Below are 11,542 nucleotides of genomic sequence, written 5' to 3'. Positions count from 1 at the left end.
TACGCTATCGACTAGTGGAGACCCATCATTGAAGCGAAGGTCGGTACAACTAAGTCAATAACAATTGAGATGACAACCACCGCAATGGAAGCCATCGCACCTTGAACTGAACCAAGTTGAACGGCTTTGGCAGAACCAACCGTGTGTCCGGCAGTCCCTAAACCAAGTCCAGCACCAACGGGATCGCTGTTCAAACGGAAGATCTTGATCAAGAAGTCAGCTAAGGCGTAAATCAAGACGGCGTTTAAGATACATGCCATGGCAGTAACGGCAGGTACACCACCGATAGCACCAGAGATTGGCATCGCAATCGCAGTCGTTGCAGCTTGTGGCAACATTGATGCGATCATCGAGTTGTTCAAGCCGAAGATCTTGGCAACGTAGTAAATAACGAACAATGAAATAATAGAACCAACAATTAATGATAGCACAATTTCAAGCCAGAATTTTTTAACAACGTCGTTCCGGCGATAAAGCGGGATGGCAAACGCAATCGTGGCTGGGTTCAAGAACCAGAATAGCAGGTCGCCACCTGGTTTGTAAGCCTGCGTGTAGAAGTCTGGTAAGGATACACCTAACCATTTTGACATAAGCCATAAAATGAAAATACCTAGGACCATCCCAACGAATAATGGTTGAAACAGGAAGAACCCTTTTGAAATTTTAAATAAATATTGGCCAATTAGAAAAACGATGAGTGACAAGAAAATACCAAAGAATAAAAGCGGTGCGGAAGCTGGATTTGCAACAGCTTTACCTAAAAACGGGGCCCAATTCATTTAACTCATTCCTTTCTTTAATAAGAAACGGTACCAAATTAGTCGACATCTGTACTCTTGTGGAAAACTTTACGACTGATGGCCATAAATCCAGCAGTTGTGTAAGCCACTACGACTAACAGGATGATGGTTGCTAAGATGATTGTGACAATCAACATAACCCCAGTCATCGCACCGCCGTCAGTGAAGACGTTCAGTGAATTAGCCATTTGGATCCCAGATGGGACGAACAAGAAGGCAATCAAGCTAATTAAGAAATCAGCCATTTTTTCCACTTGATACAGCTTGATAATGTGTGATGCCAAGAGCACGTACATCAAAACTAAACCAATAACCGGTGTTGGAACAGGAAACGACTTGGGGAATAATGGTGAAATCAATGAAGAGACAAACAGAACAGTCGCAAAAATTGCCATTTGTTGCAAAATTGGCGCCGGTTCGTGTTCAACCTCCGAAGTTTTGGCAGCTTGTTGATTACTTGCCATGGGTAAACACTCCTTTCAAAATATAGATAACTTTTCACAAACTTGCGAAGCGCTTTCACTTCACATTTACAGTATAATGACTTTTACCTTTAAACGCAAGGTATTAGACATAGAGGGTTGTATTTTAATCTCTAAAGCCTTGTGAAATCAGCAAAAGAGAACAAATATTGTTCAAGGGTGAGCTGGTTGTTCAAAGAATTTCGCTTGGCATGATTGTGTTTCATGAAAGCGATTTGTATAATAGTACCAATGCGTCGTGAAGAGAGGAATTTTCTATGAAATTTGAAATCATCGTCAGTCTAGTCGCGACTATGATTTTATCCGCAATCTTGACGCCCTTCGTCCGTAAACTTGCTTTTCGACTGGGCGCAATTGATAATCCCAATGCTAGACGGGTCAATAAAGTACCAATGCCGACGATGGGCGGGTTAGCGATTTTTCTAGCCTATACCTTTGCGACAGTTTTCTTATTGCGTCAACAGATTCCCACGCGTCAGCTTTGGGGAGTCTTCGGCGGTGAGTGTGTGATTATCCTAACAGGGATGATTGACGATATCTTTGAATTGAAACCGCGCCAAAAAGTGTTTGGGATTTCATTAGCGGCCTTAGTTGTTTATTTTGCGGCTGGGGTTAAAATGAGCCACCTAACGATCCCGTTTGTTGGGATGATTTCCCTAGGGTGGTGGAGTTTGCCGGTTACCTGGATTTGGATTTTAGCGATTACCAACGCGGTTAATCTAATTGATGGTCTTGATGGGCTGGCTACAGGTGTTGGCATTATTGCCTTATCAACCATGGGGATTACCGGACTGTTCTTTTTGAACGTTGAGAACACCTTTGTTGGCATCATTATTTTTGCCTTAGTTGCTGCAATGGTGGGCTTCTTACCTTACAATTTCTTTCCGGCGAGAATTTACCTTGGTGACACGGGTTCTCTATTTATCGGATTCATGATGTCGGTCTTTTCGCTCTATGGCTTAAAAAATGTGACCTTTATTACCATGATCATCCCGGTCATTATTTTAGGTGTCCCCATCACGGACACGGTTTACGCCATTTTGCGACGGACGTTAAACCGACAACCGATTTCACACGCGGATAAGCACCATCTACATCACCGACTGATGCAGATGGGTCTGACACATCGACAAACAGTCTTAGTGATTTATGGTATTGCACTGATCTTTGCTTTCATTTCACTGCTATACCCAATTTCACCGAAATGGGGCACTATCAGTTTAACGATCGCCAGTTTGATTGGTTTGGAGTTGTTTGTTGAAGCTATCGGGCTGGTTGGAACGAATCGGCAGCCACTCCTTAATTGGATCAAAAAGCTGGTTAAAGGGACAACCTCTAAAAATTCACACTAACTTAATACTGATGATTAATTTTAAATAGCAGCGTAGAGAATTTATTTCCGAAATTCTTTACGCTGCTATTTTTGTTAGATGTTTCAAATTGGCATTGGCACGCTTTGACTTGCTTTAGTGAGTGACTAGCCGTCGAACGTGTTATATCTGTGGGCTCAGTTCACACTGATGTGAATTTTGAGTTTGTCGCAGATTACTCTTGGTATAGGGGCATATCAACTTCATGATAGCTTTCGTCACCAATTTTAAAACTGACCTGACCAGCCAATAAATTGGTGATGTTGGTTTGAACATCGTCGAGATTGGCTGTATCAACCGCAATTGTCACTTGAACTTGGTCAGTGTAATCCGTTTGAGTAATGCTGATGGCTTGCTGTGTTAGATAGTAGTTGAGCTTGTCCAAATTAGCATAGCTGACAGTGATTTGAATCGCGGTTTGTAGCACTAATGACACGATACCCACTTGCTCGATGGCTTTGGAGGTTGCATTACTGTATGCCCGGATCAGACCGCCAGCTCCAAGCTTGATACCACCAAAATAACGGGTGACAACGGCACAGACATTATGAAGTTCGAGCCGCTTTAAGACCTCCAAAATAGGGACACCAGCTGTTCCTGAAGGCTCACCATCATCACTTTCTCGTTGAATCTGATCATGTTCGCCAATCATGTAGGCAAAACAGTTATGATTAGCTTTACCATTCGCCTTTTTGATTTCGGCGATAAATTGATCCGCTGCTGCGGCAGTTTCAACCCGCTGTAGTGAACAAATAAACTGAGATTTTTTGATCACCAGTTCATGTTGACCTGCTGCTTTGAGCGTGAGAAAAATATCTGACATAAAATTTACACTCCATTTCTGCGTAGTTAGTTCTAGGAAGGTGATATGAATGGTTTTAAAACCGCAACAATTGTACGGTCGACAAGTACTCTCAGTGACGCAGCCGGAGCTGAGTGAAACTGGTCTAAAACTCAAGGGCAGACCAGCCATTTTAGAAGCTGGTGATTGGTGTATTTGTCAGCGGTGTGGCCAAAAAAGTCGTCGTAATCAAGTTCAATTACCTGACGAAACCACATACTGTTGTCATTGCTTTCAACTAGGGCGGGTGACATCTAATCAATCCCTTTGGTCCTTGCCTGAGGAAAATCAGTTCAGTCCCCAACCAAGGCCGTTAACCTGGCAAGGACAGTTAACGACGGCTCAAGCGGCCTGCAGTCGCGAAATTCGGGATTTCTTTCAAACTGGTGGCAATCATTTGCTGTGGGCGGTGACTGGTGCAGGCAAAACGGAGATGCTATTTGAAGGCGTTGGTTGGGCGCTTTCACAGGGATTACGCGTCGCCATTGCATCGCCAAGAGTTGACGTTTGTCTTGAATTAATGCCACGTTTTGAAGCCGCATTTGCTACGGTACCGCAAGTGACGCTTTATGGCGATATGCCAGGGCAATACCAATATTGTCAGTTGACGATTTGCACCACGCATCAATTACTCCGATTTTACCACGCCTTTGATGTGTTAGTCATTGACGAGGTGGATGCCTTTCCATTCGCTGCAGATGATGGCCTTCACTATGCTGCTCAACAGGCCAAAAAGCAGTCTGGTGCGCTCCTCTATCTAACTGCCACACCCAGTCAAGCGTTGTTAAAAAGTCAGCGTCAGGGACGTATTCAAGTCAGTTACTTACCAGCGCGCTATCACGGTTACCCGTTACCAGAAATCACGGTGAAGTTGACGCCTGCCTGGCGAAAGCGTTTGAAGAAAGGGCGTTTGCCATCTCAGATTCGACAGACACTGATGTCGCTTATGAGACAGCAGCATCGATTCCTAATTTTTGTTCCCCATATCAGCAATCTAGCACCAACAGGGGCGGCCCTAAAGCAACTCATACCAGAGCTAAGCTTTGAAACGGTTCACGCCGCAGATCCCAAACGTCACGAAAAAGTTCAGTTGATGCGAGATCTGGCCATTAATTGCTTAATTACAACCACAATTTTAGAACGAGGCATTACTTTTCCAGGAATTGATGTCATCGTGATAGGGGCCAATGATCCAGTCTTTTCGACGGCTGCGTTAGTTCAAATTGCTGGTCGAGTTGGTCGAAAAGAAACGGCACCAACCGGATTAGTCCGTTTTTTTGCTGATTGTTATACGCGAGAAATTCGTGAGGCAAATCGACAAATTAAATTTGTTAATTCGCGTGCACGACGGTCTGGTTTATTAAAGAAAGGATAGTTATGACGATGTGTTTATTATGCCATCGTGAGATAGCGGCACCATTAACGCTTTGGCAACTGATTAATTTTCAACCAATTACTGAACAGATAGTTTGCACGCGTTGTCGCCAAGCTTTCTCTGCAATCGATCCACAACTTGGCTGTCAAAGCTGTGGTCGATTAAGCGATCAAAAGAAGTGTTCGGATTGCGAACGTTGGTCGTCTGAAATTGAGTTTAGCAACCGAGCCTGTTACACGTATAACACGGCGATGAAGGCGTATATGTCGCAATATAAGTTTAACGGTGATTACCGACTTCGAACGGTTTTTCAACTTGAAATTCAACGAGAAATTCAAGCATCGAAGTGTGATGTGGTCGTGCCAATTCCCCTCCATCCGGATACGTTAGCAGCCAGAGGGTTTAATCAAGTTGAGGGTTTAATCGGTGAATTACCAATGTTACGTGCCCTCACCACGATTTCGGCAACCAAGGCGCAACATCAATCCGCCAAGAACCGAAAGCAGCGCCTCACAACTGCCCAGCCGTTTAAGTTGGCTGTAGATTCAATGCAACTATATCGTAAAAATGTTTTAATCGTTGATGATGTTTATACCACTGGCCGAACGATTCGACATGCCGCACTTTTATTAAAAAAAGCCGGTGCAACAACCGTCAAAGGACTGACGTTAGCACACGGATAATCACTTTAATGATTTAATTCATCTCGACAATGGCCTAAAGTATTGTGTATTGTAGCGCTTTCTATTATAATAAAATTATAAACAAAACAAACATTTGAATACCAATTTAATGTGTATTTAAATTAACTTTTGTTTGTTGTGGAAGGGAGAGAAGTTCTATGCTCACATTCAATATTCGTGGTGAAAACATTGAGGTCACTCAGGCAATCAGAGATTACGTTCAAAAACGGATCAGTAAGCTTGAGAAGTATTTTGAGCAAAGCGTCGATTCAACAGCTCACGTTAATCTGAAGGTTTATCAAAATAAGGATTCAAAGGTGGAAGTTACCATTCCACTCCCTTATCTAACCTTACGGGCTGAAGAAACGTCACCAGATCTATATGCAAGTATTGATTTAGTGACGGATAAGCTAGAGCGTCAGATCCGCAAGTACAAGACTAAGATCAACCGTAAGTCACGTGAAAAGGGCTTTAAGAACTTCGAATTTACACCTGAAACGGCTGAACCCGCTAAGGATGAAGAATCGAAGTTAGAGGTTGTTCGTACGAAACGCGTCTCTTTGAAGCCAATGGACAATGAAGAGGCAATCCTTCAGATGGATATGCTAGGGCATGACTTCTTTATCTACGAAGACGCTGAATCCGAAGGCGTCAATATCGTCTATCGTCGTAATGACGGTCGTTATGGCTTGATTGAAGCAGGCGAAGAATAATTTAATTGAATTTAACCGTGTGAGGGATCGAAGTCATTGCAGTGAGACTTCGGTCCCTTTCCTTTGGGGTGCTGAAAACGGTATCACTAATTTTTTTGAAATATCATTACCTGATGAGTTTTAAATCCTTTCCATAAATGTTAGACTGATTAATGGTATGCAATCAATTGATTTTTAAAAACAGCTAAAACCACAATGACACGATTAATAGAAGGGAATCAAGTATGGCCAATTTTTTACAACGATGGGTCGAAAGTGATAAGCGCGAACTTCGACGAATTAGTAAACTTGCAGATAAAGTTAACGCGTACGCTAAAGAGTACGACGCTTTATCTGACGATGAACTTAAAGCAAAAACACCAGAATTTCAAAAACGATATCAAGATGGCGAAACCTTAGACGATTTATTACCAGAGGCGTTTGCAGTTGCCCGTGAAGGTGCTAAACGGGTCTTGGGCTTATACCCATTCCATGTTCAAATCATGGGTGGTATTGTTCTTCATGAAGGTAACATTGCTGAAATGAAGACCGGTGAAGGGAAAACTTTGACCGCGACAATGCCAGTTTATTTGAACGCAATTTCAGGTAAGGGTGTTCACGTGGTAACGGTTAACGAATACTTATCTTCACGTGATGCCACTGAAATGGGTGAATTATATAATTGGTTAGGGTTAAGCGTTGGTTTAAACCTGACTGAGAAGTCACCAGAAGAAAAGCGTGAGGCCTATAACGCTGATATCACGTACTCAACCAATTCAGAAATTGGGTTCGATTATTTGCGGGATAACATGGTGGTCTACAAAGAAGATATGGTGCAACGACCATTGAACTTTGCAATTGTCGATGAAGTTGACTCAATTTTAATTGATGAGGCGCGGACCCCGCTGATTATTTCTGGTCAAGCTGAAGGTACCTCACAGCTTTATCAACGGACTGACCGGTTTGCCAAAACGCTTCAAGAAGACACTGATTTCAAGATCGACCTGGAATCAAAGAGTGTGTCACTGACTGAAGAGGGTATCGCCAAGGCTGAAAAGTACTTTAACTTGCACAACCTTTACGATACAGATAACACGGCATTGACGCATCATATGGATCAGGCCTTAAGAGCGAACTTTATCATGCTACGTGACAAAGATTACGTGGTCTCAGATGGTGAAGTCATGATCGTGGATTCCTTTACTGGACGGGTCATGGAAGGGCGTCGTTATTCTGACGGTCTTCATCAAGCCATCGAAGCCAAAGAAGGCGTGGACATTCAAGAAGAGTCCAAGACTATGGCTAACATTACCTACCAAAACTTGTTCCGGATGTATCGTAAGCTCTCTGGGATGACGGGTACTGCTCGGACTGAAATTGAAGAATTCCGTGAAATTTACAATATGGAAGTTATTTCAGTACCAACTAACAAGCCGGTTATTCGACTTGATGAACCAGATGTATTGTATCCAACACTTGAAGCGAAATTTAATGCAGTTGTTAACCGCATTAAAGAACTTCATGAAAAGGGACAACCCATGCTGATTGGGACCGTTGCCGTTGAAACTTCAGAATACTTGTCTGAAAAACTTGATGAAGCTAATATTCCTCACGTGGTTTTGAACGCTAAAAACCACGCCAAGGAAGCCGATATCATCATGAACGCTGGTCAACGTGGCGCCGTAACGATTGCCACCAACATGGCTGGTCGTGGGACCGATATCAAGCTTGGACCGGGTGTTCGTGAATTAGGCGGCCTAGTGGTGCTCGGGACTGAACGACACGAGTCACGGCGGATCGATAACCAACTTCGTGGCCGTTCTGGTCGACAAGGTGACCCTGGTTTGACACAGTTCTTCTTATCACTTGAAGACGACTTAATGCGCCGTTTTGGGACGGATCGGGTAAAGGCCTTCTTGGAACGGATGAACGTTGATGGTGAGGATGCCGTCATTAAGAGTCGAATGATCAGTCGTCAAGTTGAATCTGCCCAAAAACGGGTTGAAGGGAACAACTACGATTCTCGTAAGAACGTTTTGCAGTATGATGATGTGATGCGTGCGCAACGTGAAGTGATCTATGGACAACGTAACCAAATCATCAATGAAGATGACTCACTTCGTTGGGTGATCATGCCAATGATTCAACGGACCATCGATCGCGTTGTTAACCTTCATACACAAGGTGAACAGAAGGATTGGGATCTTTCAACTATCTTGGACTTTGCTATCTCAGCTCTGGTTAGTCCTGACAAAGTCAAACTCGAAGATTTTCAAGATAAAGATGCTGACCAGATTAAGTCAATTTTGATGGACTTAGCTGAAGGCGTTTATCAAGAAAAGCAAAAACAATTGTATGATCCTGCTCAAATGCTAGAATTTGAAAAGGTCGTTATTTTACGAGTGGTCGATTCACACTGGACTGATCATATCGACGTGATGGATCAATTGCGTACTTCAATTGGTCTTCGTGGGTATGGCCAATTGAACCCACTCGTTGAGTATCAACAAGATGGCTACCGGATGTTTGAAGAAATGATTGCGGATATCGATTACGATGCCACTCGTTTATTCATGAAGTCTGAAATCCGTCAAAATATTACCCGTTAATCTTAGCGATTCATTGCGACAATAAGCAGCGTTAGCAGTTAGTTAACTAATTTTCTAACAGTTTCGCTCGAACAAACAAGGTTCCACCGATTGATCTCACGATGATTCGGTGGAACCTTGTTGTATCCAACAACGCAATGATTGCGTTAAACTAGATGGGAATGAGTAACGATAAAACAATGAATGGAGCGCTTATGATGGAATTAAGTGATATTAAACGCGATTTAAAAGCGATGGCAACTGAAATTGCTGGCTTTGGGAGGTCTCTTTGACTTAGATGCATTGCATGAAAGCATCGCTATCAATGAGGCCAAAATGGCTGAACCGGGGTTTTGGGATCATCAAGAAACTGCTCAGAAGTTAATTGATGAGACCAATCTGCTTAAGGGTAAGTCAGAATCATTTGAGACATTAACGCAACAGTTATCTGATGCACAAGTTGCTGTTGAGTTACTTGAAGAAGAACCTGACCAAGAGGTTCAGCTAGAGTTAGAGACCAATCTGGATCATTTGAAAGGTGAGTTGCAGCAATACCGATTAAATTTACTGTTAAATGGCCCGTATGATAGTCATAATGCTATTCTTGAAATCCACCCAGGTGCAGGTGGCACCGAATCACAGGACTGGGGCGCGATGCTATTACGGATGTATACTCGTTGGGCTGATCAACATCAATTCAAAGTTGAAACGTTAGATTATCAAGCGGGTGAAGTTGCTGGTATTAGTTCAGTAACCTTGATGATTTCTGGACATAATGCCTACGGGTATTTACGCTCTGAAAAGGGTGTTCACCGACTTGTCCGCATCTCACCGTTTGATTCCGCTGGTCGAAGACATACCTCATTTGCCTCAGTCGACGTGTTGCCAGAGCTTGATGATTCAGTAAATATTGAGATTAATCCGGCTGATTTAAAGGTCGATGTTTATCGGGCCAGTGGTGCTGGTGGTCAACACGTCAATAAAACGTCATCGGCAGTTCGAATTACCCATGAGCCGACCGGTATCGTGGTCGCTTCTCAAGCACAACGATCTCAACTCCAAAACCGTCAAACCGCAATGAATATGTTGAAGGCCAAACTCTATGAATTAGAAGAAGAAAAGAAGGCTAAGCAAAAAGCCGCGATTGAGGGCGAACAGCTGGATATTGGTTGGGGCTCTCAAATTAGATCCTATGTTTTTCACCCCTATACGATGGTTAAAGACCACCGGACCAACTATGAAACGGGTAACGGTCAGGCCGTTATGGATGGTGATTTAGATCCATTTATCAATGCCTACCTGCAATATCAACTGGAGCAGTCTAATCCGGATTGATAAAAAGTGATTCGGGCGCTTAATGGCGACTAGAATCAATTGATGTAGTTACGTTTAAATCAATCAGTGTGTCGAGAATGGGTTGCCGTTCTCGACTTTTTTTGTGCCTAGCATTTTAAATCAGTCTTTTCTTATCGTTTGCCAACAGTTGCTCAAGCAACACGGGGTTTATGCTATACTGCTTTTAGGAACAGATAATGAAAACGTGGGTGTTTGTGATGAGAATTGGATTATTAATTTTAACTTTAGTGGCTCAACCGATCTGGTGGATCGGACTTATTCGAGAATGGTGGACCTCGAATCGACGAATTAAAAAAGAACGGCAGACCTTTGGCAGTGCGGTTTATTCGGACAAGTATGAAGTCAGACACTTCATACTACTCAGCTTGTCATTAGGCTGCTTACTCTCCCTTGTAACGTTTGGTTTAGGGGTGACGGTCCCGCTGACGTGGCTGTTGATTTATCTTAGTTTGGCGCTGATTGCCGTCTTGATTGGTCCGGCGGCAGGTCTTTCAACAACGATTTTAATTGGATCCGTGGTATTGTATGACTTGGTCAAATACTTTGACGTTAAATTCGACCATTTTGGGTTAAGTCGAAGTTTTGGTGTCAATTTTTCGGTCGTACCAGTAGCGGATTTAGTCATTTTTGTCGCGTTGGCCTTTATCGGGCTTGGTATCTGGGTTCGATTTGCTGGCGGACGCTTTGCGGCCCCCAAAGTATTAAGTCAACAACGGGGGAAATTAGTTGCAGGCTATACCTTTAATGAATTGTTAGTCGTCCCAACCTTGATTCTGGTGCCAGGTGATTGGATTACCAGTCATTTGAGCTTTTGGCCAGTCTTGGCAATGGGTCACACTACTGTAACCCCGCTGTTTATTCCGCTTATTTTGGGATTGCGATTGACCATCTTTAAACAACAGCCGCGGATTGCAGAACGGCAGCTTGCTCGTCACATTCTAGTTTTAGGACTAATTGCCGTTGTGTTGGGACTCGTTACGCTGAAGTTGAACGATCTGGCCGTACCCGGCCTCTTAGTTATTTATCTGGCATATCTAGGTTGCCTAATTTGGACGCGTTGGCGTGATCGAACCCGTTCGTTTTGGTTTTCCAAAGTTGATCATGGCGTCCGGGTACTGGGCATTAAACCGGGGACGCCAGCGGCTAAAATGGCCATTTCAGTTGGTGATATTATTACCGAGTGCAACCGACAAGCCGTTAATTCTGAACAAGGTTTCTATGAGGCTTTGCTGATTAACCCAACGTATTGCCGGCTAAAGATTCAAACGCCAGAAGGTGATTACAAAGTTACCGAAACTGCCATTTTTGATGGTGCACCGCATGAGATTGGAATTGTGATGTTTAAAAATTAGGAG

General features: G+C 43.3%; 10 protein-coding genes. 7 read left to right on the top strand and 3 right to left on the bottom strand.

Annotated elements, in window-relative coordinates; genetic code table 11:
- Window positions 1-11: 11 nt before the first annotated feature.
- Both lrgB and FD04_RS00200 read right to left on the bottom strand, forming a co-directional pair.
- Complete coding sequence (gene lrgB / locus FD04_RS00205) at window positions 12-779, bottom strand: antiholin-like protein LrgB (RefSeq protein ID WP_082603065.1); 768 nt, start codon at window positions 777-779, stop codon at window positions 12-14.
- Between the two features lie 38 nt (window positions 780-817).
- Entirely contained in the window at window positions 818-1,264 is a 447-nt protein-coding gene (locus FD04_RS00200) for a CidA/LrgA family protein (RefSeq protein WP_054701993.1), read from the bottom strand.
- 275 nt (window positions 1,265-1,539) lie between these two features.
- On the opposite strand from FD04_RS00200, the gene FD04_RS00195 reads away from it, so the two are divergent.
- A complete protein-coding gene (locus tag FD04_RS00195; protein WP_056946184.1) occupies window positions 1,540-2,634 on the top strand; it encodes a glycosyltransferase family 4 protein in 1,095 nt (364 codons plus the stop codon).
- Between the two features lie 193 nt (window positions 2,635-2,827).
- Here the strand turns inward: FD04_RS00195 and FD04_RS00190 are convergent, their stop codons facing one another.
- Complete coding sequence (locus tag FD04_RS00190; RefSeq protein WP_054701996.1) at window positions 2,828-3,475, bottom strand: YigZ family protein; 648 nt, start codon at window positions 3,473-3,475, stop codon at window positions 2,828-2,830.
- A gap of 49 nt (window positions 3,476-3,524) precedes the next feature.
- Between FD04_RS00190 and FD04_RS00185 the strand changes: the two genes are divergently transcribed.
- From FD04_RS00185 to FD04_RS00160, 6 genes are all read left to right on the top strand, one after another.
- Window positions 3,525-4,868 (top strand): ATP-dependent helicase ComFA, encoded by a 1,344-nt coding sequence (locus tag FD04_RS00185; RefSeq protein ID WP_056946182.1) that lies wholly within the window; start codon window positions 3,525-3,527, stop codon window positions 4,866-4,868.
- A gap of 2 nt (window positions 4,869-4,870) precedes the next feature.
- Window positions 4,871-5,551 (top strand): ComF family protein, encoded by a 681-nt coding sequence (locus tag FD04_RS12265; protein ID WP_082603064.1) that lies wholly within the window; start codon window positions 4,871-4,873, stop codon window positions 5,549-5,551.
- Window positions 5,552-5,709: 158 nt separating this feature from the next.
- Window positions 5,710-6,264, top strand: coding sequence for a ribosome hibernation-promoting factor, HPF/YfiA family (gene hpf / locus FD04_RS00175; protein ID WP_054702001.1), 555 nt, complete (start codon window positions 5,710-5,712; stop codon window positions 6,262-6,264).
- Between the two features lie 224 nt (window positions 6,265-6,488).
- On the top strand, window positions 6,489-8,852 hold the full coding sequence (secA, locus tag FD04_RS00170) for a preprotein translocase subunit SecA (protein ID WP_056946179.1): 2,364 nt from the start codon (window positions 6,489-6,491) through the stop codon (window positions 8,850-8,852).
- A 197-nt stretch (window positions 8,853-9,049) separates the two neighbouring features.
- A protein-coding gene (gene prfB / locus FD04_RS00165) for a peptide chain release factor 2 (RefSeq protein ID WP_191981738.1) occupies window positions 9,050-10,166 on the top strand; the annotation gives its coding sequence in 2 pieces (ribosomal slippage) (window positions 9,050-9,109 and window positions 9,111-10,166; 1,116 coding nt in all).
- A 218-nt stretch (window positions 10,167-10,384) separates the two neighbouring features.
- Entirely contained in the window at window positions 10,385-11,539 is a 1,155-nt protein-coding gene (locus FD04_RS00160) for a PDZ domain-containing protein (protein ID WP_056946271.1), read from the top strand.
- Window positions 11,540-11,542: the final 3 nt, after the last annotated feature.

The sequence above is a fragment of the Secundilactobacillus odoratitofui DSM 19909 = JCM 15043 genome, assembly GCF_001434895.1.
GTDB classification, from domain to species: Bacteria; Bacillota; Bacilli; order Lactobacillales; family Lactobacillaceae; genus Secundilactobacillus; species Secundilactobacillus odoratitofui.
Note: the sequence above shows the minus strand (reverse complement) of the source record. Positions and strands in the feature narration are given on the sequence as shown.

Bases quoted from the DNA above. Each gene is read 5' to 3' on its own strand.
- lrgB (WP_082603065.1), bottom strand. From the start codon at position 779: ATGAATTGGGCCCCGTTTTTAGGTAAAGCTGTTGCAAATCCAGCTTCC.
- FD04_RS00200 (WP_054701993.1), bottom strand. From the start codon at position 1,264: ATGGCAAGTAATCAACAAGCTGCCAAAACTTCGGAGGTTGAACACGAA.
- FD04_RS00195 (WP_056946184.1), top strand. From the start codon at position 1,540: ATGAAATTTGAAATCATCGTCAGTCTAGTCGCGACTATGATTTTATCC.
- FD04_RS00190 (WP_054701996.1), bottom strand. From the start codon at position 3,475: ATGTCAGATATTTTTCTCACGCTCAAAGCAGCAGGTCAACATGAACTG.
- FD04_RS00185 (WP_056946182.1), top strand. From the start codon at position 3,525: ATGGTTTTAAAACCGCAACAATTGTACGGTCGACAAGTACTCTCAGTG.
- FD04_RS12265 (WP_082603064.1), top strand. From the start codon at position 4,871: ATGACGATGTGTTTATTATGCCATCGTGAGATAGCGGCACCATTAACG.
- hpf (WP_054702001.1), top strand. From the start codon at position 5,710: ATGCTCACATTCAATATTCGTGGTGAAAACATTGAGGTCACTCAGGCA.
- secA (WP_056946179.1), top strand. From the start codon at position 6,489: ATGGCCAATTTTTTACAACGATGGGTCGAAAGTGATAAGCGCGAACTT.
- FD04_RS00160 (WP_056946271.1), top strand. From the start codon at position 10,385: ATGAGAATTGGATTATTAATTTTAACTTTAGTGGCTCAACCGATCTGG.